Genomic DNA, 24,260 nt, shown 5'->3' with positions numbered 1-24,260 from the left:
TACCTTTCAAACACACATATTCAGGTTTTTATGGATGATTTAACCCTGCGTTACTACGACGCTGAAATGCGCTACCTGCTGGAAGCCGGTGAAGAGTTTGCCCGTGCTCACCCCGAGCAGGCGGCAATGCTCAATCTCGATAAAGCGGGGGCGCGCGATCCGTACGTGGAGCGATTGTTCGAGGGCTTTGCCTTCCTGATGGGCCGGCTGCGCGAGAAGCTCGATGACGACTTGCCCGAATTAACCGAAGGGCTGGTCAGTCTGCTGTGGCCACATTACCTGCGCACCATTCCGTCCATGTCGGTGGTCGAGTTCACCCCTGACTGGCGCGAGATGAAAGAGCCGATGCGCATCGTCAAAGGTTTTGAGGTGAACTCGCGGCCGATCGGCGAGAAGGGCACGCGCTGCCGGTATACCACCACCAAAGAGATGACGCTTCAGCCGTTGTCGCTGGAACATGCCCGTCTGTCGACTGACCCTGACGGGCGTTCGGTTATTACTTTGCGTTTTCACTGCAGTGACCTGGCTGACTGGACGCGCATCGACCTGAGCTGTATTCCGCTGTATTTCAACGCCGACGCGCCGCTGGCCTGTGCCATGCATGAAGCCTTCACCATGAATGTCGCCCGCCTGTGGCTGCGCCTGCCGGGTGACATGGACAGAAGACCGCTCGACGGGTATTTCACCGCGCTGGGCTTTGGCGATAACGACGACCTGTGGCCGAAGGGCAGCAGCAGTTTCAGCGGCTATCAGCTGTTGCTGGAGTATTTCACCTTCCGCGAGAAATTCATGTTCACGGGCCTGCGTGGGCTGGAGACCGTGGTCTTTCCGGCTGAGCTCCCCTGGTTTGAAATTGACGTGGTGCTGGCGGAGCGCTGGGAGCATGACTTCAGCTTTACCGAAAAGCATCTGCGCCTGAACTGTGTGCCGGTGATTAACCTGTTCCCGCTGGAATCTGACCCGCTGACGCTCAACTCTCTGCAGACCGAATACATGCTGCGCCCGATGCGCGTGCAGGATGGCCATACCGAGGTTTATGCGGTGGATTCGGTGATGTCATCCAGCCAGCATAGCTACGTTCCGTTTTCGAGCTTTCGCCACAAAGGCGGCATGATGCGCCATCAGGCCCCGGAATATTACTACCACACGCGCGTACGTCGCGGTCCGTCCGGACTGCATAATACCTGGCTTATCCTTGGCGGTGAAGCGTTTGATAACCACACGGTGCCGGAAGACGAGAGCCTGTCGCTGACGCTCACTGGCACCAATGGCCAACTGCCACGACGTGCTCTGCAGAGCACGGTGCTTGATACGGTGATGAAAACCACCTCAGCCAGCATCGCCGTGCGTAACCTGTGTGCGCCGACACTACCCTGTTATCCACCGGCGCAGGACCGTTTCCACTGGCGCGTGCTGAGCCATCTCGGCAGCGGATTCCTGTCGATGATGGACAATGCCGACCTGCTACGCGGGACGCTGGCGCTGTACGAATGGACCGACAGTGAGATGAACCGCCGTCGGCTGGAAGCCATCATTGACGTGAAGCACCGCGAAACCGAGCGTTTCGAACAGGGCTATCTGGTACGTGGTGTGCAGATTGAGGTGACGCTGGACAGTCACGGCTTTGCCGGGCGCGGCGACATCTGTCTGTTCGGCGAGATGCTGAGCCGCTTCTTTGCGCTGTATACCGATATCTATCTGTTCAACCGCCTGATTATCATCCTGCAACCGACTGGAGAGCGCCTGGAATGGGAAGAGAAGCACAACCGCCGCATTCCCGGCTGACCCCGCGGCTGGAAGCCGACCTTCACCGTATCAACTTTTACCGCTTATGCCAGCTGCTGGAGAAGCGTAATCCTGGCAGGCCGCTGATGGGCTCGACCAGCCACCCGACGGATGACCCGGTGCGGTTTGCGCCACATCCGGGGATGGGATTTCCGGCCAGCGAAATAAAGACTGTCGAATATGACGAGGAGGATGATAGCAAGCCACCGCTCATCCGCACGACCTTTATGGGGATGTACGGAGTTGATTCTCCCTTGCCGACCGCCTATCTCGACGACATCACTCAGCGTCGCGAAGGTCACGAAGCGCTGCAGGGTTTTCTGGATATCTTCAGCCACCGTATCCTGACGCAGTTTTACCGTATCTGGCGTAAATACTCCTACCCGGCCACCTTTGAGCCCGGCGGTACTGACACTATCTCGCAGTCACTGCTGGGTCTGGTGGGACTGGGGATACCGGGCACCGCAGGGCACATCGCCACCCCGGTATCCCGATTTCTGGCGCTGCTGGGTGTGCTGCAGCAGCCAGGTAAAACCCAGGAGGGAATACAGGCCCTGGTGAGCCTGCTGGCACCCGACACGACGGTGCAGGTGAGCCCGTATTGCCTGCGACCAGTGGCAGTCAGCCAGCCGCTGGGCTTTTACGGCGATGACGATTTTCTGCTGAATGGCAACACACCGCTGGGTGAAGAGGCGATGGATGCCAACAGCCAGCTGTTGATTGCTCTGTCCACCGATAACGAGCAGGAATCACAGGGCTGGAAACCGGACGGCCTGCTGTATCAGGACTTTCTGGTGATGCTGCGGGTGTATCTCGGCTGGCGCTTTAAAGCAAAAATCACCCTGACCACCCGAACCCGCCTGCTGGTTGCGCCGCCGCTCGGCGAAGGCCCATTCTGGCTGGGGATGAATGGCGTACTGGGCGCGCAAGATGAAGATCTCCCGGAGGATATTCCGCAGACCTTTACCACGGAACTGGGTTATTACGCCGGGCTGGAGCCTGCATCATCACAACAAGGAAACCGACGTGTTACGTACAAGTTTGATTAAATCCGCATGCTGGCTACCTGCGCTACTGGCGTTCAGCCTGACGGGGTGTGGGGTGACGCAGGGTATCACCGATGGCACCAAATCGGCATTTAACGCCGTGTTTTACAAAAAGATTAAGGTGCTGCACCTGGATTTCACCGCCCGTGAGGCGCTGAACACCGATTCCCGTGAAAGTAATTCGCTGTCTGAGCCGGTGGTTATTCGGGTCTGGCAGCTGAAAGACCGTAAAACCTTCGACAAAACGGTCTATCAGCAGCTACTCCGGGATGGCGACACGATCCTGAAAGCCGATCTGCTGGCGACCCGGGATGTGGTGGTAAAACCTGGCGGTGACGCGAACCTCGATATGCCAATGGAAGAAGATGCGCAGTTTGTCGCCGTGGCAGGACTGTTCCGCCATCCGGATAGGGTCAACAACACCTGGAAGCTGGTGATAGGGCGTGAAGACCTTGACCCGGATAAGCCGCGCATTCTGGAAGCCGGTAACAATCATCTGACACTGCAACCGCTCAAGGACGACTGATGCCCCAGGGACATAACACACCTTCGCTGTATGAAATGCTCACCGGCAACTTCACCGGCGGCCTCGACCTGCATCAGGTCAGCGAACAAAATCAGGTGATTTTGTCCGTGCTCGATAACATGCAGCGCATCCTCAACTGCCGCGCCGGCACGCTGGCACATCTGCCGGACTATGGTCTGCCCGATATGACCAAAATCCTGCAGGGCATGCCGGGTACTGCCCATGAGCTGATTGGCACCCTGTCTGCTGTTCTGCTCAGGTATGAGCCGCGCCTGAAAAGCATCAGAGTGGTGCTGCTGGAGCAGGCGCAGCCCGGCGAACTGCGCTACGCGATTGATGCGGAACTGAAGGGACTCGGTCTGGTGCGGTACGGCACTGAATTTATGCCCGAGGGGCGCGTTCTGTTGCGGCATCTCAGGCAGCAGCAATATCTTGATGGTAAAGCGCAAATCTAAGCGGCATTATTACGAACGAGGCTGAATAATAAAATAACACATGGATTTGAATATGAAAAAATTGATACCGCTGTTGGTTTTTAGCTTATTAGTGACTCTGCAGGCAGAGGCGGCCAGAGGCAGAAAACCCTGTTCTGGTGCAAAGGGTGGTATTGCACACTGTACCTCAGATGGACGTTTTGTCTGTAATGACGGAAGCCTGAGCCAGTCGAAGAAAATTTGCTCCAGGTATGATTCGTCAGAAAGCACGCAGCAGGCAAAATCACCGCTTAACAGCGGAAAAACGCAGACCAAAAAGATCGCCACATCAAAGAAACAGCCACAGCCAGTGGCTCAGGATCAGAACGATTTGCTACCACGAAAACCAACCTGCGCCCCGCTTTATATGGCCAGCAAACCCGGCTATACGAATTTACCTATTTGCACCGGTAATCAATATTAATTAAGGCGGGAAGGGGGGCGGTAAAGAAATATTTGCATCGTTCATCGCTCAGAACAGGCAGAAAACCAAACTGCATAAGTAATTATCCTCCCACGCTGTACATACCTCACAGGGACAATAAGTCATGAATGACATGCCTGCCCGTCGGATTAAAACCGGCAGCGACCCGCGTAAGCTGCCGGATTATGCTGCTCTGCGTGAAGAGCTGAGCAAACTGACCCATCCGGCACGGCCAGATATAGACTGGCTTTATGTTGAACAACGCTGCCTTTCTCTGTTCGAACAAAATGGAGTGGAGTTGCAGACCGCGGCCTGGTACACGCTTGCCCGCCTGCAGCTGGCCGGCCTGGTCGGGTTGAATGAAGGTCTGGCGCTACTGGAAGCGCTAGTGAGCCACCAGTGGGGGGCGCTGTGGCCGCAACCGATCCACGCGCGCATGGACATTCTCACCAGCCTGAGCCAGCGCGTGCAGCAGCAGATGCGCACCCTTTCCCTGAATTATGACGATCTGAGTCAGCTTTATCGTGCTGAACAACTGCTTACCCGCCTGGGGACCGTATTACAGCGGCTGGAGCTTAAACATCTTAGCCAGCTTGATACGTTGCGTGCTCTGATGCATAACAGTGCCGCCAGGCTGGAAAGCCGTGACGATACGACCAGCGACATCTTGCCCGGTACCACGCTAGATAACGGGGCGATATCCGCACACCCGCATGAAACGAAAACTCCGCATAGCGCCAGATGGGTTTATGTCGCGCAGCAGCAACATCAGCCGAAGATAAAGGTGCAGACAGCGGCGCTGGCCCGTCGTAATAAGTGGCAATTTTTCAGTGCCGGGATGTTTACCATGCTGCTAATCAGCATGGCCGCGGTGGGTGGCTGGCAATATCTTCACCGGCCCGATCCACTGCAGGCTCAGCTGGTGGCATCGCTGGCTCCTGTGCCCGCCACACTCACGTCACAGCAGCGGGATGTGCTGCGGCAGCGGACGTCCTTACCACCAGCTTTGCTTGCCGACACACAGCAGCAGTTATCTCGTCTGGAACAACTCGCGCCCGACTGGAATATTGCGTATGGCCAGCAGCTGGTGGAGCAGGCGCAGGTGCTGTGGCCGGAACAGGCGGGTTCGTTATCAGCTCGGTGGCAGCATCAGCTTGAGGCCAGCACGTTGCCATCGCAAAACCTTGCGGCCTGGCATCAGGGAATGATGAAGCTGGCACAATTAAGCGAGCGGCTGAATGGACTGGATGAGCAAAAAGGCAAATACATCACGGTGAGTGAGCTGAAGTCCTCGGTATTTGGCATGATGACCCGTTTTCAGCAGGCTGAGCCCATTGAGGAACAATTGCGGCAAGTCCACTCGCTACCAGCCAGTGCCCCCCAGCGGCAACAGCTTATCCGCCAGCTCGAACAACACCTGCGATCGCAGATTTACACCTTGTGGCAGATGAAAAACAGCATTGGGGTGGCAGAGGGAGAGGACCAATAAACGAAGCGGTAAACCAAAGCAGAAGAGCTGTTACTGGTGTCCCCTGCAGGAATCGAACCTGCAACTAGCCCTTAGGAGGGGCTCGTTATATCCATTTAACTAAGGAGACGTGCGGCGCGCAGTATAGCGCACCGTGCAGGGGATTTTAACCGTAGGCCGCCTGTTTGCTCAAAGTGTCAGCAATCAGGCGGTGGCGATCACGCATTTTCCTGATTTTTCTGCTTTTCCTGCCTCTCTTTACGCTTCTGTTCGGCTCGCGCTTTGGCTTTGGCCGCTTCGCTCATGTCGTTACGGATCTGCGCGTGACTGATCAGGGCAAAAATCAGCGTACCGCCGGTGATGTTGCCCAGCAGGGTGGGCAGTGCAAACGGCCACAAAAACTCCTGCCACGGCAGCGTGCCGGCAAACACCAGATACAGCACTTCAACCGATCCGACCACAATGTGCGCCAGATCGCCCAGCGCCACCAGCCAGGTCATCATCACAATCACCACAATTTTGGCGCCGCCAGCATAAGGAAACATCCACACCATGGTGGCGATGATCCACCCCGAAATCACCGCGTTGGCAAACATTTCGCCCGGCGTGTGCTCCATCACTTTTTCGCTGATGGCGGTGAAGGCCTGGCGCGTAGCGTCATCGAAAATCGGCATATGATTAAACGCCAGCGCGCCCAGCGCGGTACCAATCAAATTGCCGATCAGCACCACGCTCCACAGCCGCAGCAGTAGCATAAAATTGCCGCCGGTGGGTTTATGCATCACCGGCAGCACGGCGGTGACGGTATTCTCAGTAAACAGCTGCTGGCGCGCCATAATCACGATGACAAAACCAAAGGTGTAGCCGAGATTCTCCAGCAGATAAGCGCCGGGCACGCCAGCAAGGTGCACCTGGAAAATGCCTTTCGCCATCAGCGAGGCACCCATCGATAAGCCGGCGGCAATCGCTGACCACAGCAGCGCCATACCGTCGCGTTCCAGCTCCTTTTCACCGTCCTGTCGAATCTCTTCATGGATCGCCGCAGCCCGCGAGGGCAGGGCGTCTTCGTCCACTTCGATATCCGTTCCCTGTTCTTTTTCTTCACTGTCCACGTCATTGTCATGCGTGTTATTTGATGGCGATGGCTTCATTTTTTCTCCCGGTGATAATGCCAGTGCGTAATAAGCGTAGACGCTTTTAGCAAGGTCGAAATGTTACAAAGATTCAAATTAAGAGTAACAAGAGATTAGCAAAGGTGGTTTTTTGAGCGCTTTCTTGATCTGATGCGCATGAATACCCCATTTGGGGGAAGGGGGAGCTTGCGCACAGACTTCGGCCCCTGGTTTGAGTGTGGTATTATTCCCGCCTCATTTATTGCTATGAATCTCCCTTCTATGCTCGAAGTGATTAATCTCGCCTGCGTTCGCGATGAGCGAACCCTGTTCCACGGACTGAGTTTTCAGGTGCAGGCGGGCGATGTGGTGCAAATCGAAGGGCCCAACGGCGCAGGCAAAACTTCACTGTTGCGACTGCTGGCCGGGTTAAGCCGGCCAGAGCAGGGCGAAGTACGCTGGCAACAGCAGTCGATTCGCCGGCAGCGCGAAATATGGCAGCAAAACCTGCTGTATCTCGGCCATCATCCGGGCGTGAAATCGGTGCTGTCGCCGCGGGAGAATCTGCATTTCTGGCACGGCGATCGCAGCGAAGACACGCTTTATGACGCGCTGGAGCAGGTCAATCTGCTGGGCTATGAAGAGGTGCCGGTGGCTCAGCTTTCCGCCGGGCAGCAGCGGCGCGTGGCGCTGGCGCGACTGTGGCTCAGCCCGGCTCCGGTGTGGATTCTGGATGAGCCGCTGACCGCCATCGACAAACACGGCGTGGAAAAATTAATGGCGCGCTTCGCCGATCATGCCGATAACGGTGGCGTGGTGATTCTGACCACCCATCAGGATCTGCCGGACAGCCATGCGCGCGTGCGCAAAATTCGTCTTACATCGGAGTGGGCGTGATGCTTGGCCGGGTTATTCAGCGTGAGTTAAAGATTGCCTTTCGCAGCGGCGCGGAAGTGGTTAATCCGCTGTGGTTTTTTTTGATCGTGATTACGCTGTTCCCGTTAGGCATTGGCCCTGAGCCGCAGCAGCTGGCGCGCATCGCGCCTGGTGTCGCCTGGGTAGCCGCGCTGCTGGCATCGCTGCTGGCGCTGGAGCGGCTGTTTCGCGACGACTTTCTCGATGGATCGCTGGAGCAGCTGCTGTTGCTGCCGACGCCGCTGCCGATCACCGTGCTGGGCAAAGTGATTGCGCACTGGCTGATTACCGGGCTGCCGCTGATTTTACTCTCGCCGCTGGCGGCGCTGCTGCTGTCGCTGGATTTTGCTGGCTGGCGGGCAATGGCGCTGACGCTGCTAATCGGCACGCCAACCCTGAGTTTTCTCGGTGCGATTGGCACCGGCCTCACCGTCGGGCTGCGGCGCGGCGGCGTATTACTGAGTTTACTGGTGTTGCCGCTGTCGATACCGGTACTGATTTTTGCCAGCGCGGCGATTGATGCGGCCGGTCAGGGGTTACCGATCGGCGGTTATCTGGCGATTCTTGGCGCCATGCTGGCGGTCAGCGCCACGCTGTCGCCGTTTGCGACTGCTGCCGCGCTGCGCATCAGTCTGCATTAAGGCGGGCCTCCGGCAGAGAGGCCGCCATCCGAATTCTTGTTTAGTGTGAGCAATGTCAATGTGGAAATGGTTACACCAGTGGGCAAAGCCTGAGCGGCTTTACCAGCTATGCGGTCGCTTGATTCCCTGGTTCGCAGTCCTGGGCGTCGGCGCGCTGCTGCTCGGCTGGATTTGGGGATTCGGCTTTGCGCCGGCGGATTATCAGCAGGGCAACAGCTTCCGCATCATGTACATTCACGTGCCGGCGGCGATGTGGTCGATGGGCGTCTATGCCTCGATGGCCATCGCCGCCTTTATCGGTCTGGTGTGGCAGATGAAAATGGCCGATCTGGCGGCTGCGGCGATGGCGCCAGTTGGGGCGGTATTTACCTTTATCGCACTGGTGACCGGCTCGGCGTGGGGCAAGCCGATGTGGGGCACCTGGTGGATTTGGGACGCACGTCTGACTTCTGAACTGGTGCTGCTGTTCCTCTATATGGGCGTGATTGCGCTCTATCACTCTTTCGACGATCGCCGCACCGCCGGACGCGCGGCCGGCATCCTGATTCTGGTCGGCGTGGTTAACCTGCCGATTATTCACTTCTCCGTGCAGTGGTGGAACACGCTGCATCAGGGCTCGTCGGGCATTCTGCAACAGGCGATCGATCCCAGCATGCGCACGCCGCTGCGCTGGTCGATTCTTGGCTATCTGCTGGTGTTTGGTGCGCTCACCCTGATGCGTCTGCGCAACCTGATCCTGTTTACCGAGCGTCACCGCCCGTGGGCGATTGACGTGGCGCAGGGAGGACGCAAAGCATGACGCCTGCCTTCTCATCGTGGAGCGAGTTTTTCGCCATGGGCGGCTATGCCTTTTACGTCTGGCTGGCCGTGTGTTTTACGCTGATTCCGCTGATCGGTCTGGTGCTGCACACCGTGTTGTTCCGTCGCCGCCTGCTGGCAGAGATTCGCCAGCGTCAGTCCCGCGAGCGCCGCATCCGCGCGGCAAAAGCTAAACAAGCTGCCAGTGAAGCAGCAGGAGAGTCCGTGTGAATATCCGTCGTCGTAACCGCCTGTATGTGGTGGTGGCGGTGCTGGTGGGCTTAGGCCTTGCCACGTCGCTGGTGATGTACGCGCTGCGTTCCAACATCGACCTGTTCTACACCCCGAGTGAAATTCTGTACGGCAAAGGTGAGGATCACCAGAAGCCGGAGGCCGGACAGCGCCTGCGCGTCGGCGGCATGGTGATGCCCGGTAGCGTCAAACGCGATCCGAAAACGCTGGCGGTGTCGTTCAAACTGTATGATGCCAACGGCGTGGTCAGCGTCAGCTACGAAGGCATTCTGCCGGATCTGTTCCGCGAAGGGCAGGGCGTGGTGGCGCAGGGCGTGCTGGAGGACGGGAATCTGGTCAACGCCAAAGAGGTGCTGGCGAAGCACGATGAGAAGTACACGCCGCCGGAAATCCAGGACGCAATGAAGAAGAATCATAACGGACCGGCAGCGGCCTATCAGCAGGCGGGTACGCAATCATGATGCCGGAAATTGGCAGCTTTCTGCTGTGTCTGGCGCTGGGCTTAGCGCTGTTATTAAGTATTTATCCGCTGTGGGGCGCGGCGCGTCAGGATGGCCGGCTGATGGCGCTGGCGCGTCCGCTCACCTGGGGCATGTTCCTGTGCATCGCCGCCGCGTTCCTCGTGCTGGTGCACGCGTTTGTGGTCAACGATTTCACCGTCGGCTACGTTGCCACCAACTCCAATTCACTGCTGCCGGTGTATTACCGCATCGCCGCCACCTGGGGTGCGCATGAAGGATCGCTGCTGCTGTGGGTGCTGCTGCTCAGCACCTGGACATTAGCGGTGGCGATTTTCAGCCGCGGCATGCCGCAGGATGCGCTGGCGCGCGTACTGGCGGTGATGGGGATGATCAACCTCGGCTTCCTGTTGTTCATCATCCTCACCTCGAATCCGTTTACCCGCACGCTGCCGAACTTTCCGATTGATGGGCGCGACCTCAACCCGATGCTGCAGGATATCGGGCTGATCTTCCATCCGCCGCTGCTCTATATGGGCTATGTTGGCTTCTCGGTGGCGTTTGCCTTTGCCATCGCGTCGCTGATGGCGGGCCGGCTGGATACTGCATGGGCGCGCTGGTCACGTCCGTGGACCACCGCGGCATGGGTATTTCTGACTATTGGTATCGTGCTCGGTTCCGCGTGGGCCTATTACGAACTCGGCTGGGGCGGCTGGTGGTTCTGGGATCCGGTTGAAAACGCGTCCTTTATGCCGTGGCTGGCCGGTACTGCGCTGATGCACTCATTGGCGGTGACAGAAAAACGCGGCAGCTTTAAGTCGTGGACGGTGCTGCTGGCGATTACCGCGTTCTCATTGAGCCTGCTGGGCACCTTCCTGGTGCGTTCCGGCGTGCTGGTATCGGTGCACTCGTTCGCCTCGGATCCGGCGCGCGGGATGTTTATCCTCGCCTTCCTGGTGATTGTCATCGGCAGTTCGCTGCTGCTGTACGCTCTGAAAGGGGGCCAGGTGCGCAGCCGCGTGCAGAGCGAAGCCTGGTCGCGCGAATCCTTCCTGCTCGGCAACAACGTGCTGCTGATTGCCGCAATGCTGGTGGTACTGCTCGGTACGCTGCTGCCGCTGGTGCATAAACAGCTCGGGCTGGGCAGCATTTCGGTTGGCGAGCCGTTCTTCAATACCATGTTCACCTGGCTGATGGCACCGTTCGCGCTGATGCTCGGCATCGGGCCGCTGGTGCGCTGGCGCCGCGATGAGCCGCAAAAGCTGTGGAAGCGGCTCGGCGTGGGTCTGCTGGTGACGCTGATCCTGTCGATCGTGCTGCCGTGGCTGTTGCAGGATCGCATTGAAGCGATGACGGTGATTGGCCTGCTGATGGCCATCTGGGTGATTCTGCTGACGCTGATGGAGCTGCACGAACGCGCTACCCATCGGCATCGTTTTCTGGCGGGATTGCGCCATCTGTCGCGCAGCCACTGGGGCATGGTGCTGGGCCATCTTGGCGTGGCGGTGACGGTGGTGGGCATTGCCTTCAGCACCCAATACAGCGTTGAGCGTGACGTGCGCATGAAGGCCGGCGACAGCGTGGATATCCACAACTATCACTTTATTTTCCGCGACGTGCACAATCTGCAGGGCCCCAACTACAGCGGCGGCGTGGCGATTATCGATGTCACACGCAACGGTAAGCCAGAAGCGGTGCTGCATGCAGAGAAGCGCTTCTATACCGCAGCGCGCACCATGATGACGGAAGCGGCGATCAGCGGCGGCTTCACGCGCGATCTCTACGCGGCGCTGGGCGAAGAGCTGGATGACGGTTCCTGGGCGGTGCGTATTTATTACAAACCCTTTGTGCGCTGGATCTGGTTCGGCGGCGTGTTTATGGCGGTGGGCGGCCTGCTGTGCCTGCTCGATCCGCGCTATCGCTCGCGCAAAAAAGCGCAGCGCGAGGAACTGGCATGAATAAAAAGATCCTGTTTATTCCTTTAGTCCTGTTTCTGCTGCTGGCGGCGGCGCTGCTGTGGCAGCTGACGCGCAACGCCAGCGGTGACGATCCTACGCGACTCGAATCGGCGCTGATCGGTAAACCGGTGCCGGTGTTTAAACTCGAAGCGCTGGATCAGCCGGGTAAAATCTATAACCAGCAGGTGCTGACCGATGGCAAACCGCTGCTGCTGAACGTCTGGGCCACCTGGTGCCCGACCTGCCGCGCCGAGCATCAATATCTCAACACGCTGGCGGAGCAGGGCATTCGCGTGGTTGGCCTCAATTACAAAGACGATCGCAGCAAAGCCGTCACCTGGCTTAACACGCTCGGCAATCCGTATGCGCTGAGCCTGTATGACGGCGACGGCATGCTCGGTCTGGATCTCGGCGTCTACGGCGCGCCGGAGACCTTCCTGATTGATGGCCACGGCATTATCCGCTACCGCCACGCCGGCGACATGAACGACCGGGTGTGGAATGAAGAGGTGAAGCCGCTGTGGCAGAAATACAGCAGGGAGGCCGGCGTATGAAACAGCTGCTTATGTTGCTCGCGGGTCTGCTGCTGAGCACCAGCCTGTGGGCCGCGATCGATACTTATCAGTTCGATTCGGTCCAGCAGGAGGAGCAGTATCGTGAGCTCACCGCATCGCTGCGCTGTCCGAAGTGCCAGAACAACAGTATTGCCGACTCCAACGCGATGATTGCCGCCGACATGCGGCTGAAAGTGTATGAGCTGATGAAGCAGGGCCAGAGCCGCCAGCAGATCATTGATTACATGGTGGCGCGTTATGGCAACTTCGTCACTTATGAACCGCCGGTGACGCCGTCGACGCTGATTCTGTGGGTCGGACCGGCACTGTTTGTGGTGCTCGGCGGGCTGATTATTATTCTGCGCAGCCGACGCGGCAACGCGCGCAGCGAGCTGGATGACGATGAACAACAGCGCCTTGCGGCGATTCTGAAGCGTGACGGGAAGCCGTAATGACTGGATTCTGGATTACCCTGATTATTTTACTGGCGGCGGCGACGGCGCTGTTTGTCGGTGCCGGCTGGCGGCAGCGTCAGGCCAGCAGCGGCGATCGCGATCGCCTGAACACCGATTTTTATCAGCAGCGCCTGCGCGAGCTGGAGCATGATGAAGCCGAGGGCGTGGTCAGTGAACGTCCGGAGATGGTGCGCGAACTGCAGCAAACGCTGCTGACCGACGTGCCGGGCGACGCGGCGGCACGCGCGCATCACAGCAGCCGCTGGGTACTGCTGCCGGGCGTGATCGTCCTGGTGCTGGTGTCGGTGGGCGTTTATCTGAAAACCGGTGGCCTCGCCCAGCTGGCGGGCTGGCAGAGCGTGCAGCAGGAGTACCCGGCGCTGCGCGCGCGGGTGATGGATCCCAATGCGCAGCCGCTGACCATGGAAGAGCTGGCGCGTCTGCAGCTCGGTCTGCGCACCTCGCTGCAAAACGATCCGCAAAACCTCAATGACTGGGCAATGCTGGGTCGCCTCGGCATGGTGCTGAACAACGCCACCGATGCCAGCCAGGCCTTTGAGCACGCTTTGCAGCTGGCGCCGGACAACCTTGAACTGCAGCAGGATTATGCCGAAGTACTGACGCGCTCCAGCGATCCGCAGGATAACCGCCAGGCCAATATGCTGCTGAAAGACCTGCTGAAGCGCGACCACAGCAACGTGCGCACCCTCAGTCTGCTGGCGTTCAATGCCTTTGAGCAGCAGCAGTATGGCGAAGCGATTGGCGCGTGGCAGGTGATGCTGAAGCTGCTGCCGGCCGGCGATCGACGTATTACCATGATAGAGCGCAGCATTGAACAAGCGAAAACCGACGCGGGACAGCAAAATAGCCAGCTGGCATTGACGGTGAGCTTAACGCCAGAGGCAGAAAAAATGTTACCGCCGGGCGGAGTGTTGTATATTTCTGTGTCTGACGGTGTTTCACCGGTGCCTGTGGCTGTAAAGCGTTTACCGCTCAGCCACTTCCCGCTATCGCTTACGCTGGATGACAGCAACGCCATGATGCCGGATCGCCTGCTTTCGGCGCAGCATCAGGTGCAGATCAGGGTGCGCATTTCGCGCGATGGTAGTGCTAATCCGCAGTCCGGCGACTGGTTTGGTTTAAGCGCGGTCACCCCCTGGGATGGTCACCAGCCGATGGCTGTTGAGGTCAATCAGCAGCAGCCCTGAAGCGATACACCTTTTATCTGCACAGGGAGAGAAGAATGAATAATCGCCTGACCGGCCTGGCGCTGGCCAGTTTACTGCTGGTGGGATGTGCCAGTTCCAAACCGGCCGACGAGACGACGCCTGCGCAGCGCAGCGATCCGCTCGAAGGGTTCAACCGCACGATGTTTAACTTCAACTACAACGTGCTGGATCCCTATGTGGTGCGTCCGGTGGCGGTTGCCTGGCGTGATTACGTGCCGGTGCCGGCCCGTACCGGGCTGAGCAACTTTCTCGGTAACCTTGATGAACCGGCCAGCATGGTGAACTCGATTCTGGTCGGCGAGCCGCGTCAGGCGGGCATTCACTTTACCCGTTTCTTCCTGAATACCGTGCTCGGCCTCGGCGGTTTCATCGACGTCGCAGGCAAAGCTAATCCCCAGCTGGCGCGTGAAGTGCCGCACCACTTTGGCAGCACGCTGGGCCGTTATGGCGTTGGCTACGGTCCGTACGTGGTGCTGCCAGGTTACGGCAGCTTTACCGTGCGTCAGGATGGCGGCGACTACGTCGATACGCTTTATCCGGTGCTGAGCTGGCTTACCTGGCCAATGTCGATCGGTAAATGGACGCTGGAAGGGGTGGAAACGCGCGCGCAGCTGCTTGATTCCGACGGCCTGCTCAGACAGCAGCAGGATCCGTACGCCTTTATCCGCAACGCCTATTTCCAGCGTAACGATTTCCTCGCCAGCGGCGGCAAGCTGAAGCCGGAGGAGAACCCGAACGCCAGCGCGATTCAGGACGATTTAAAAGATATCGACTCTCAATAAATGACAACGGCGACCAACAGGTCGCCGTTTTGTTTTCAGCTGGCGACCCGCATGGGCCGCTGCACTGATTATCAGAACTTGTAGTTAAAGTTAGCGCCGTACAGCCAGGCCTTACCTTCGGAATTAAAGGTATAAGGACCTTCTTTCACCGTCACGTGCTGACCGTGCATATAGGAAACCCCGACATCCACCGACGCGTCCGGCGTGAAGGCGTAAGACGCACCGGCGCTCAGCCACAGGCGATCCTGATCCGGAATCGAGATAGAGCGTTTATCCGCCGGCACCGGGCTGTCATCAAACGCGATACCGGTACGGAACGTCCAGTTGTCGTCGTAGTTGTAGGTGGTACCTAACGCGATGCGATATGCATCACGGTAGCCTTCATCTTTATAGAACAGCGTCTGGCCGTTGCTGCCGGTGGCTTTCAGCTCCTGGAACTGGCTCCAGCTGGTATAAGCGAGGCTGTAGTGCACCGCCCACTGTGGCGCCACTTTATGCCAGCCGGACACTTCCCACATTTCCGGCAGGTTCAGCGTCAGCGAACCCGGAATGGTGGCGCCGCTGGTGCCATACGGCAGACCCAGCGCAATCGCCTGCGGCGTGGCGTTAAAGGCGCGCGGGATATTGCTCTTATAGTCGCCGTCGAAGTCGATCTTCACTTTGGAACGATAGGTGAAGCCGAAGCGGTTGTTTTTATCCACTTCATACAGGATACCGGCGTTCCAGCCGTAGCCCCATTCGTCACCTTTCAGGTGCGCGACCTGGGTATCGGCCGGCAGACCGGCGCGGGCACCGGCTTCACCGGCGTAGCGCTCAATTTTCGCTTTGGCGTACACCGCGTCAAAGCCGACGCCGAAGCTGAAGTTATCATTTAACCGATAAGCGGTGCTGAGGTTGAAGTTGCCGGTCATCAGATCGGTTTTGCCACCAAAGCCGCCCGCGGTGTAACCGTTATTAAATTCGGTGGCCAGACCGTAGTTCGAGGTGGCCGAGGCGCCAATCCACCACTGATCGTTAATCGGATGCACATAATGGATGTTCGGGATCCACTGGTTAGGCGCAATATTGCTGGCGTTGAGGCTGTTGCCGGTCGGGCTGTTACCGCTGATATCCACTTCCGGGTCGATATAGACGGCACCGATGGAGAAAGAAGGGCGGTCCATCAGGGCCATCGTGGCTGGGTTACGGCTGGCAGAGGCGGCGGTATCACCCATGGCGCCTTCACCGGAATAGGCGCGGCCCAGGCCGATTGCTGAGAATTCGTTAAGTTGAAAGCCTGCGGCGTAGACGTGAGAAGAGACGAGCGCCACTGCAGCTGCCACAGCTGACTTTGCAAACAGGTTCTTATGGTTCATGACCACAACCTCATCTAAATTATTATTAAACGTAGTTACGTCGCGTAACAAAGGACGGCGGATTGTAGGGACTGACGATACAGACACATATCAGACCAGTGCGACGAGTATAGGTCCGACCTGTGTATTTGTTGCAATATTGTTTTTAAAATATTTCTGCTTTGATCGATAAAATCAGATCTGCTTAACAAAATCCTTGCGGTTCTGCTCCAGCATAGCGAGTCAAATTTGTTTTGGATCAAATTTTAGTATGATATTCGTCACTTAGCGGGCGGAAGATAGCCGCGACGTGGCATCCGGCGTACACTTTGCAGCAGAAAATGATCCGATAGTGTTGATTTATCGTCAGGAGAAAAACATGACTGATGCCATTAGAAACTGTAGTGCGAACGAAACGGCAGCCTGCTGCTGCGTTGACGTGGGCACCGTGATGGACAATACCGATTGCAGCGCCAGCTGGTCAGGCGTGTTCGCTGACCGTCAGGCGGCAGAAGCAATGCTGGCCGAGCTGAGCGCCAAAGCGCGCCAGGTCGAGTCCGATCCGTGCGAGATTCATTCGCGCTTTACCGACGAAGCAGACGGCGTGCGTCTGGACGTCGATTTCACCTTTGCCTGCCAGGCCGAAACCCTGATTTTCCAGCTCGGCTTACGCTAATCCCGCCGCTGCCGACCCGCTTTTTCGGCAGCGTTGCCTCTTTTTCGTGTTACTCCTCGCACTTTTTTTCTTCTGTTATTGGCGACTTAGCAACACCTGGTTAACACTGATGATCAGGTCAGACCTGTTGGGCAATGATGCTCAGGTCGTAAATTACAGGTGAGTGCAATGAGCAAAGCGCAGCCGCTGCTGACGCGTCAGGGCGAACGTATCGCCATTACCCACGGATTACGCACCCCGTTTGCCCGCCAGGCAAGCGACTTTCATGGCATTCCGGCGCTGGAGCTGGGGCGCATGGTGGTCAGCGAATTAATGGCGCGCAGCGAATTGCCGGTGGAGGTGATCGATCAGCTGGTGTTCGGCCAGGTGGTGCAGATGCCGGAAGCCCCCAACATCGCGCGTGAAATCGTGCTAAGCAGCGGATTGAGCGTGCACACCGATGCCTACAGCGTGAGCCGCGCCTGCGCCACCAGCTTTCAGGCGGTGGCCAACGTGGCGGAAAGCCTGATGGCCGGGACCATTGATGCAGGTATTGCCGGTGGCGCTGACTCCTCCTCGGTGCTGCCGATTGGCGTCAGCAAAACGCTGGCGCGCGCGCTGGTTGACCTCAACAAAGCCCGCACCCTGAGCAAAAAATTACACATCTTACGCCGCCTGCGCCCACGCGATCTGTTGCCGGTGCCGCCGGCCGTGGCGGAATACTCCACCGGTTTACGCATGGGCGACACCGCCGAGCAGATGGCCAAAACGCACGGCATTACGCGTGAGCAGCAGGACGCGCTGGCGCTGCGCTCGCACCAGCGTGCAGCGCAGGCCTGGCAATCCGGCGTGCTGGCACAGGAAGTGATGCCGGCATTTGTGCCGCCGTGGAAAGCACCGATAGAGCAGGACAACAACATTCGCTTTAACGCCAGTGCGGCGGATTATGCAAAGCTGCGTCCGGCGTTTGACCGTCGCCACGGCTCGGTCACCGCGGCCAACAGCACGCCGCTGACCGATGGCGCGGCGGCGCTGATTCTGATGCGCGAAGGGCGCGCGCGTGAGCTGGGCATTACACCGCTCGGATACCTGCGCAGCTATGCGTTTGCCGCGATTGATGTCTGGCAGGACATGTTGCTCGGACCGGCTTACGCATCACCGCTGGCGCTGGATCGCGCCGGCATTACCCTCGGCGATCTGACCCTGATCGACATGCATGAAGCCTTTGCCGCGCAGACGCTGGCCAACCTCAGGCTGTTTAACGATGAACGTTTTGCGCGCGAGGTGCTGAAGCGCGATCGCGCGCTGGGCGAAGTCGACGAGACGCGTTTCAACGTGCTGGGCGGTTCCATCGCCTACGGTCATCCGTTCGCCGCCACCGGCGCGCGCATGATCACGCAAACGCTGCATGAGCTGCGGCGGCGCGGCGGCGGCTTAGGGCTGGTGACCGCCTGTGCCGCTGGCGGATTAGGCAGCGCGATGGTTCTGGAGGCCGAATAATGAGCGAATCTGCATTCCATTTACAGATGCGTCCGGATCACGTTGCGGTGATCACCATTGATGTGCCGGGCGAAAAGATGAACACCCTGAAAGCGGAGTTTGTGCCGCAAATCCGCGCGGTGCTGGCGGAGGCGCGCAGCGATGCGCAGCTGGCGGGCATCGTGCTGATTTCGGGCAAACGCGACAACTTCGTCGCCGGTGCGGACATCAGCATGATCGCCCGTTGTGAAACGGCGCAGCAGGCTGAAGCGCTGGCGCGGCAGGGACAGGAAGTAATGGCGGAGATCGCCGCGCTGCCGTTCCCGGTGGTCGCCGCCATTCACGGAGCCTGTCTTGGCGGCGGGCTGGAGCTGGCGCTGGCCTGCGATGCGCGCATCTGCTCGCTGGATGAGAAAACCCGTCTCGGCCTGCCGGAGGTGCAGCTCGGCCTGTTACCCGGTTCCGGCGGCACCCAGCGGTTGCCGCGTCTGATAGGTGTGCAGCAGGCGCTGCCGCTGATCCTCAGTGGCAAACAGCTGCGCGCTAAGCAGGCGCTAAAGCTTGGCCTGGTGGATGATGCGGTGCCGCAGGCGATTCTGCTGGCAACCGCCGTGGCACGTGTACATAAAGGAAAGCACGCCGCACGCAGCCTGTCGCGCCGCGATCGCCTGCTGCAGGGGCCGCTGGCGCGTCCGCTGCTGTTTGCGCTGGCCAAACGCCAGACCGACAGTAAAACCCACGGTAACTATCCGGCCACCGACCGTATTTTGCAGGTGGTGCGCATCGGGCTGGAGCAGGGCAGCGCCGCCGGTCACGCTGCCGAAGCGCGCGCGTTTGGCGAACTGGCGATGACGCCGCAGTCGGCCGCACTGCGCAGCCTGTTTTTTACGTCCACCGCTCTGAAGAAAGAGCCGATGGCAGATGCGCCGCCGCGCCCGCTGCAGCAGATTGGCGTGCTGGGCGGCGGGCTGATGGGCGGTGGGATTGCCAGCGTCACCGCGCTGAAAGCCGGTCTGCCGGCGCGAATTCGCGATATCAACCTTAACGGCGTTAACCACGCGCTGCAGTACAGCTGGGATTTGCTGAGCAAAAAGGTGAAACGGCGCCAGCTCAAGCCGGCGGAACGCCAGCAGCAGATGGCGCGCATCAGCGGCGGCACCGATTATCAGGGCTTCCGCCAGCGCGATCTGGTGATCGAAGCGGTGTTTGAGGATCTGGCGCTGAAGCAGCAAATGGTGGCCGAGATTGAAGAACACTGTCAACCGCACACCATCTTTGCGTCTAACACTTCGTCGCTGCCGATTGCGCAGATCGCCGCCGGCGCGCAGCGCCCGGAGAATGTTATCGGCCTGCACTTCTTCAGTCCGGTAGACAAGATGCCGCTGGTCGAGGTGATTCCGCATAGCGGCACTTCAGCACAGACGCTGGCCACCACGGTGGATCTGGCGCGTCGTCAGGGCAAAACCGCCGTGGTGGTGGCTGACCGTCCCGGCTTTTATGTTAACCGCATTCTCGCGCCCTATATAAATGAAGCCATGCGCTGTCTGCTGGAGGGCGAGCCCATTGAACACATTGATAGCGCACTGGTGAAATTTGGTTTCCCGGTCGGCCCGCTGCAGCTGCTGGATGAAGTCGGTATTGATGTCGGCAGCAAAATCAGCCCGATTCTTGAACAGGCCTACGGTTCACGCTTCAGCGCGCCGCAGGCGGTGAGCGCTATCCTGGCCGACGATCGCAAAGGGCGCAAAAACCAGAAAGGTTTTTATGATTATCAGCGCACGCGCTGGCCGCGCAAACGTCAGGCCGATGCCAGTCTGTACCGCCTGCTGCAGTTAAAACCCCAGGCGAAACAGAGCGAGCAGCAGATCGCCACGCGCTGTGTGATGCTGATGCTCAACGAGGCGGTACGTTGTCTCGACGAAGCGGTGATCCGCAGCGCCCGAGATGGCGACATCGCGGCAGTGTTTGGCATCGGGTTTCCGCCGTTTCTAGGCGGGCCGTTCCGCTATATTGACCAGCGTGATGCGGGCGAGATCGTCAATACATTACGCACATTAATGCAGCAATACGGTGAGCGTTTCGCGCCGTGTGAGGCGCTGGTGGCTATGTCAGAAGGGCAAACGAATTTTTACACTTCTGCACATTCATGAATAGCCGCACGGATTCAGCGGGTTAGAATCGGGGCCGCGCAGTGCCTGGCGCGGCACCATTCTGAGATATGCTTATTTAATAAACAACCGGTTGACTATACTCAAGCCATTGGGGTAAAACACAGCGTTCATTCGCAGAATGAAGCGTCTGGTGCTGTGGTACCCGGCGATATCGACAAACAACAGCGGTGCTTTATGCAAGTTTTTATCATGCGTCACGGCGACGCAGCTCTGGAAGCAGCGAGTGATGCGGTTCGTCCTCTCACCCTGTGTGGCTGCGACGAATCACGTCAGATGGCGAGCTGGCTGAATGGTCAGACGCCGGGAATCGATAAGGTGCTGGTCAGCCCTTATCTGCGCGCCGGGCAAACGCTCGCCACGGTACGTGAAGCGCTGAAACTGCCGGAAGGGCAGGAAGTGCTGCCAGAACTGACGCCAGGCGGCGATCCGGGCATGGTCGCCTGTCATTTACAGGCACTGGCGGTGCAGGGTGCGCACGCGGTGCTGGTGATTTCGCATCTGCCGCTGGTCGGCTATCTGGTTTCCGAACTCTGCCCGCAGGAAGCGCCACCGATGTTCGCCACCTCCGCCATTGCCTGCGTGGAGTTTGATGCCGACGCCTGTGAAGGCAAGCTGGCGTGGCAGGTGAGTCCGGCCAAATTAGCCAAAGCCATGTAATTCCCCGTCATACTTCAGGCCGCAGCTGCGTTAGCTGCGTCAATTCACCCCAGTCACTTACTGATGTAAGCTCCTGGGGATTCCCCGTCATATTTCAGGCCGCAGCTGCGTTGGCTGCGTCAATTCACCCCAGTCACTTACTAATGTAAGCTCCCGGGGATTCCCCGTCATACTTCAGGCCGCAGCGGCGTTGGCTGCGTCAATTCACCCCAGTCACTTACTAATGTAAGCTCCTGGGGATTCATTTCCTTGCCGCCTTGCTGCAACCTGAATTATTTCGGGGAATGATGTGCGCAATGTTCCCTAATCCTGCCCTGTCAGGGTAACTCCGGCGGCTGCCACTCTTCGACTTCAATCAACACCTGCAGCGCGGCGTCGCCGCCAAACAGTTTGGGTGCCTGGTGAAACGCCATCACGTGCGGATGCTGTGCCAGCCACAGCGGGGTTTGCTGCTTGAGAATGTGCTTGCCGTGGCCGGTCATCACGCTGGCACAAAAAATATGCTCGCGGCGGCAGGCGGCAATCAGCGCGCCGAGTTCCTGTTTCGCCTGAAGCTGGGTTAACCCGTGCAGATCGAGAAAAATCTCTGGCGTGTAATCGCCACGCCGCAATTTTTTCAGCTCGTAATGGCTGACGTCGGCGCGTACATAGCGCGTCGGCCCGTCGCTGGAGAGCAGGGGCTGAAACTCATCGGAGAAATAATGGCTGTTATCGGCCTGCTCAGACAGCAGCCGTTTCAGCGGCACTTCACGGCTTTTCACTGCCGGTTTGTGCACGATCGTATCCTGTTTCAGCTGGCGCGTACCGCTCATTAGCTGGCGGAACAGCGCCTGGTCGTCCTGGCTTAGCGGCGTCTTTTTACTCATGTCTCAGTGAATCATCAGAAATGGCGGGTGTCTGGCCGTTACCTTACCGCTAAGCGTCAACAAATGTCAGCTTTTTCACCTCGCTGCGCTGAATTCTGCCCGGCTTCATGGCACACTATCGGCCGATTGATTTTATGGCCTGCGGAGGGCTACGTGGACAAGATTTTCGTCGATGAGGCAGTGAACGAACTGCACACCATTCAGGATATGCTGCGCTGGGCAGTAAGCCGCTTTTCGGCGGCGGGCATCTGGTACGGCCACGGCACGGACAATCCCTGGGACGAAGCGGTCCAACTGGTGCTGCCGACGCTGTGGCTGCCGCTGGATATTCCGGAAGACATGCGCCACGCGCGTCTGACCGCCAGCGAACGTCACCGCATCGTGGAACGCGTGATCCGTCGCGTTAACGAGCGCATTCCGGTGGCCTATCTCACCAACAAAGCCTGGTTCTGCGGCCATGAATTCTACGTCGATGAGCGCGTGCTGGTGCCGCGTTCACCGATTGGCGAGCTGATCGAAAACCGCTTTGCCGGCCTGATCAACGGTGCGCCACGCCATATTCTCGACATGTGCACCGGCAGCGGCTGCATCGCCATCGCCTGTGCGTACGCCTTCCCGGAAGCGGAAGTGGATGCTGTCGATATCTCCACCGACGCGCTGGCCGTGGCTGAACAGAATATTGAAGAGCACGGTCTGCTGCATCACGTCACGCCGATTCGCGCCGACCTGTTTCGCAATCTGCCGCAGGTTAAATATGATCTGATCGTCACCAACCCGCCGTACGTCGATGCCGAAGACATGGACGACCTGCCGAACGAATATCGCCACGAGCCGGAGCTCGGTCTGGCCGCGGGCAGCGACGGCCTGAAGCTGGTGCGCCGCATCCTGGCCTGCGCGCCGGACTACCTCAGCGAGCAGGGCGTGCTGATTTGCGAAGTTGGTAACAGCATGGTGCACATGATGGAGCAGTATCCGGACGTGCCCTTTACCTGGCTGGAGTTTGATAACGGCGGTGACGGCGTGTTCATGCTGACGCGCGATCAAATCGTCGCGGCGCAGTCGCACTTCTCATTCTATAAAGACTAAAAATCGGGGCGAGCGCTCGCCCGCAACATCGCAACAAGGAACCCCCATGGCCGGAAACAGCATCGGACAACTTTTTCGCGTTACCACCTTTGGCGAGTCGCACGGTATTGCGCTTGGCTGCATTGTTGATGGCGTGCCGCCCGGCATCCCGCTGACCGAAGCCGATATTCAGCACGATCTCGATCGTCGTCGTCCCGGCACTTCGCGCTATACCACCCAGCGCCGCGAGCCGGATCAGGTGAAGATTTTGTCCGGCGTGTTTGAAGGCCTCACCACCGGCACCTCCATCGGTCTGCTGATTGAAAACACCGACCAGCGTTCGCAGGATTACAGCGCGATTAAAGATCTGTTCCGTCCCGGCCATGCGGATTACACCTACGAACAGAAATATGGCCTGCGCGACTATCGCGGCGGCGGCCGGTCCTCGGCCCGCGAAACCGCCATGCGCGTAGCGGCCGGTGCCATTGCTAAAAAGTATCTGCAGATGAAGCACGGTATCGTGGTGCGCGGCTATCTGGCGCAGATTGGCGACATCGCCTGCGAGCTGAAAGACTGGAGTATCGTGGAAGATAACCCGTTTTTCTGCCCCGATGCCGACCAACTCGATGCGCTGGACGAACTGATGCGCGCGCTGAAAAAAGAGGGTGACTCCATCGGTGCCAAAGTCACGGTGATGGCCGAAAACGTGCCGCCGGGCCTCGGTGAGCCGGTGTTCGATCGCCTTGACGCCGATCTGGCGCACGCGCTAATGAGCATCAACGCGGTGAAAGGCGTGGAGATCGGTGATGGTTTCGCGGTAATCAACCAGCGCGGTAGTCAGCACCGTGATGAAATCCGCAGCAACGGTTTTCAAAGCAACCATGCCGGCGGCATTCTCGGCGGGATCAGCAGCGGTCAGACCATCAGCGCCAACCTGGCGATGAAGCCCACTTCCAGCATCACCGTGCCGGGCAACACCATCACCCGCGACGGCGCGGAAGTGGAGATGATTACCAAAGGCCGTCACGATCCCTGTGTTGGCATCCGCGCGGTCCCGATCGCGGAAGCAATGATGGCGATTGTGCTGATGGATCACCTGCTGCGCCAGCGTGGGCAGAACGCTGACGTCAACAGCAGCGTCCCGCGCTGGTAAGCCG

At 58.7% G+C, this 24,260-nt stretch carries 25 protein-coding genes and 1 tRNA gene; 22 read left to right on the top strand and 4 right to left on the bottom strand.

What is annotated here, in order from left to right; all coding sequences use genetic code 11:
* Window positions 1-30 precede the first annotated feature (30 nt).
* From tssF to F3J41_RS16475, 6 genes are all read left to right on the top strand, one after another.
* Entirely contained in the window at window positions 31-1,785 is a 1,755-nt protein-coding gene (tssF, locus tag F3J41_RS16500; protein WP_166711800.1) for a type VI secretion system baseplate subunit TssF, read from the top strand.
* Window positions 1,749-2,834 (top strand): type VI secretion system baseplate subunit TssG, encoded by a 1,086-nt coding sequence (gene tssG, locus F3J41_RS16495; protein WP_166711798.1) that lies wholly within the window; start codon window positions 1,749-1,751, stop codon window positions 2,832-2,834. The genes tssF and tssG overlap by 37 nt, the downstream gene beginning before the upstream one ends.
* Window positions 2,812-3,357, top strand: a complete 546-nt coding sequence (tssJ, locus tag F3J41_RS16490; RefSeq protein ID WP_127834381.1) for a type VI secretion system lipoprotein TssJ — start codon at window positions 2,812-2,814, stop codon at window positions 3,355-3,357. The genes tssG and tssJ overlap by 23 nt, the downstream gene beginning before the upstream one ends.
* Complete coding sequence (gene tssE, locus F3J41_RS16485) at window positions 3,357-3,812, top strand: type VI secretion system baseplate subunit TssE (protein ID WP_058775843.1); 456 nt, start codon at window positions 3,357-3,359, stop codon at window positions 3,810-3,812. Before tssJ ends, tssE begins: the two co-directional genes overlap by 1 nt.
* 52 nt (window positions 3,813-3,864) lie before the next feature.
* Complete coding sequence (locus F3J41_RS16480) at window positions 3,865-4,254, top strand: hypothetical protein (RefSeq protein ID WP_072217051.1); 390 nt, start codon at window positions 3,865-3,867, stop codon at window positions 4,252-4,254.
* Window positions 4,255-4,378: 124 nt separating this feature from the next.
* Window positions 4,379-5,743, top strand: a complete 1,365-nt coding sequence (locus F3J41_RS16475; protein WP_166711796.1) for a VasL domain-containing protein — start codon at window positions 4,379-4,381, stop codon at window positions 5,741-5,743.
* A gap of 34 nt (window positions 5,744-5,777) precedes the next feature.
* Here F3J41_RS16475 and F3J41_RS16470 read toward each other — a convergent pair.
* Together F3J41_RS16470 and F3J41_RS16465 are read right to left on the bottom strand one after the other, a co-directional pair.
* Window positions 5,778-5,852: transfer RNA gene (locus tag F3J41_RS16470), tRNA-Arg, on the bottom strand.
* An 88-nt stretch (window positions 5,853-5,940) separates the two neighbouring features.
* Window positions 5,941-6,873 (bottom strand): formate/nitrite transporter family protein, encoded by a 933-nt coding sequence (locus F3J41_RS16465; protein WP_021509140.1) that lies wholly within the window; start codon window positions 6,871-6,873, stop codon window positions 5,941-5,943.
* A gap of 243 nt (window positions 6,874-7,116) precedes the next feature.
* Between F3J41_RS16465 and ccmA the strand changes: the two genes are divergently transcribed.
* Genes ccmA through mlaA form a run of 10 tightly spaced genes read left to right on the top strand, consistent with a single transcriptional unit; the run spans window position 7,117 to window position 14,876 of the window.
* Window positions 7,117-7,731, top strand: a complete 615-nt coding sequence (gene ccmA, locus F3J41_RS16460; protein WP_104093049.1) for a cytochrome c biogenesis heme-transporting ATPase CcmA — start codon at window positions 7,117-7,119, stop codon at window positions 7,729-7,731.
* On the top strand, window positions 7,731-8,390 hold the full coding sequence (gene ccmB / locus F3J41_RS16455; RefSeq protein ID WP_058758454.1) for a heme exporter protein CcmB: 660 nt from the start codon (window positions 7,731-7,733) through the stop codon (window positions 8,388-8,390). The genes ccmA and ccmB overlap by 1 nt, the downstream gene beginning before the upstream one ends.
* A 58-nt stretch (window positions 8,391-8,448) precedes the next feature.
* Complete coding sequence (locus F3J41_RS16450) at window positions 8,449-9,189, top strand: heme ABC transporter permease (RefSeq protein ID WP_031280027.1); 741 nt, start codon at window positions 8,449-8,451, stop codon at window positions 9,187-9,189.
* Entirely contained in the window at window positions 9,186-9,419 is a 234-nt protein-coding gene (gene ccmD, locus F3J41_RS16445) for a heme exporter protein CcmD (protein ID WP_031280028.1), read from the top strand. Before F3J41_RS16450 ends, ccmD begins: the two co-directional genes overlap by 4 nt.
* Window positions 9,416-9,901, top strand: coding sequence for a cytochrome c maturation protein CcmE (ccmE, locus tag F3J41_RS16440; RefSeq protein ID WP_021509145.1), 486 nt, complete (start codon window positions 9,416-9,418; stop codon window positions 9,899-9,901). The genes ccmD and ccmE overlap by 4 nt, the downstream gene beginning before the upstream one ends.
* Complete coding sequence (locus tag F3J41_RS16435) at window positions 9,898-11,856, top strand: heme lyase CcmF/NrfE family subunit (protein WP_058769877.1); 1,959 nt, start codon at window positions 9,898-9,900, stop codon at window positions 11,854-11,856. The genes ccmE and F3J41_RS16435 overlap by 4 nt, the downstream gene beginning before the upstream one ends.
* Window positions 11,853-12,410, top strand: coding sequence for a DsbE family thiol:disulfide interchange protein (locus tag F3J41_RS16430; protein ID WP_058782039.1), 558 nt, complete (start codon window positions 11,853-11,855; stop codon window positions 12,408-12,410). Before F3J41_RS16435 ends, F3J41_RS16430 begins: the two co-directional genes overlap by 4 nt.
* The gene (locus tag F3J41_RS16425) at window positions 12,407-12,862 is read left to right on the top strand and encodes a cytochrome c-type biogenesis protein (RefSeq protein WP_021509148.1); all 456 of its coding nucleotides are present in this window, start codon (window positions 12,407-12,409) and stop codon (window positions 12,860-12,862) included. The genes F3J41_RS16430 and F3J41_RS16425 overlap by 4 nt, the downstream gene beginning before the upstream one ends.
* Complete coding sequence (gene ccmI, locus F3J41_RS16420; RefSeq protein WP_166711794.1) at window positions 12,862-14,073, top strand: c-type cytochrome biogenesis protein CcmI; 1,212 nt, start codon at window positions 12,862-12,864, stop codon at window positions 14,071-14,073. Before F3J41_RS16425 ends, ccmI begins: the two co-directional genes overlap by 1 nt.
* A gap of 35 nt (window positions 14,074-14,108) precedes the next feature.
* Window positions 14,109-14,876 (top strand): phospholipid-binding lipoprotein MlaA, encoded by a 768-nt coding sequence (gene mlaA, locus F3J41_RS16415; protein WP_021509150.1) that lies wholly within the window; start codon window positions 14,109-14,111, stop codon window positions 14,874-14,876.
* Window positions 14,877-14,947: 71 nt separating this feature from the next.
* Here the strand turns inward: mlaA and fadL are convergent, their stop codons facing one another.
* The gene (gene fadL / locus F3J41_RS16410; protein ID WP_166711792.1) at window positions 14,948-16,231 is read right to left on the bottom strand and encodes a long-chain fatty acid transporter FadL; all 1,284 of its coding nucleotides are present in this window, start codon (window positions 16,229-16,231) and stop codon (window positions 14,948-14,950) included.
* A gap of 358 nt (window positions 16,232-16,589) precedes the next feature.
* On the opposite strand from fadL, the gene F3J41_RS16405 reads away from it, so the two are divergent.
* From F3J41_RS16405 to sixA, 4 genes are all read left to right on the top strand, one after another.
* Window positions 16,590-16,886, top strand: coding sequence for a YfcZ/YiiS family protein (locus tag F3J41_RS16405; protein WP_021509152.1), 297 nt, complete (start codon window positions 16,590-16,592; stop codon window positions 16,884-16,886).
* A gap of 168 nt (window positions 16,887-17,054) precedes the next feature.
* Window positions 17,055-18,365: an acetyl-CoA C-acyltransferase FadI gene (fadI, locus tag F3J41_RS16400; RefSeq protein WP_021509153.1), complete on the top strand. Its 1,311-nt coding sequence runs from the start codon at window positions 17,055-17,057 to the stop codon at window positions 18,363-18,365.
* Window positions 18,365-20,494, top strand: coding sequence for a fatty acid oxidation complex subunit alpha FadJ (fadJ, locus tag F3J41_RS16395; protein WP_166711790.1), 2,130 nt, complete (start codon window positions 18,365-18,367; stop codon window positions 20,492-20,494). Before fadI ends, fadJ begins: the two co-directional genes overlap by 1 nt.
* A gap of 195 nt (window positions 20,495-20,689) precedes the next feature.
* Window positions 20,690-21,172, top strand: a complete 483-nt coding sequence (sixA, locus tag F3J41_RS16390; RefSeq protein ID WP_021509155.1) for a phosphohistidine phosphatase SixA — start codon at window positions 20,690-20,692, stop codon at window positions 21,170-21,172.
* Between the two features lie 317 nt (window positions 21,173-21,489).
* Here the strand turns inward: sixA and smrB are convergent, their stop codons facing one another.
* On the bottom strand, window positions 21,490-22,038 hold the full coding sequence (gene smrB, locus F3J41_RS16385; RefSeq protein ID WP_166711788.1) for an endonuclease SmrB: 549 nt from the start codon (window positions 22,036-22,038) through the stop codon (window positions 21,490-21,492).
* 153 nt (window positions 22,039-22,191) lie between these two features.
* On the opposite strand from smrB, the gene prmB reads away from it, so the two are divergent.
* Both prmB and aroC read left to right on the top strand, forming a co-directional pair.
* Window positions 22,192-23,124 carry a 50S ribosomal protein L3 N(5)-glutamine methyltransferase gene (prmB, locus tag F3J41_RS16380; protein ID WP_166711786.1) on the top strand — a complete coding sequence of 311 codons (933 nt, stop codon included), beginning with the start codon at window positions 22,192-22,194 and terminating at the stop codon, window positions 23,122-23,124.
* A gap of 46 nt (window positions 23,125-23,170) precedes the next feature.
* On the top strand, window positions 23,171-24,256 hold the full coding sequence (gene aroC / locus F3J41_RS16375) for a chorismate synthase (protein ID WP_166711784.1): 1,086 nt from the start codon (window positions 23,171-23,173) through the stop codon (window positions 24,254-24,256).
* The last annotated feature ends 4 nt before the right edge of the window (window positions 24,257-24,260 follow it).

The organism is Pantoea sp. Ap-870 (assembly GCF_011752515.1).
In the GTDB taxonomy this organism is placed as follows: domain Bacteria; phylum Pseudomonadota; class Gammaproteobacteria; order Enterobacterales; family Enterobacteriaceae; genus Pantoea; species Pantoea dispersa.
Note: the sequence above shows the minus strand (reverse complement) of the source record. Positions and strands in the feature narration are given on the sequence as shown.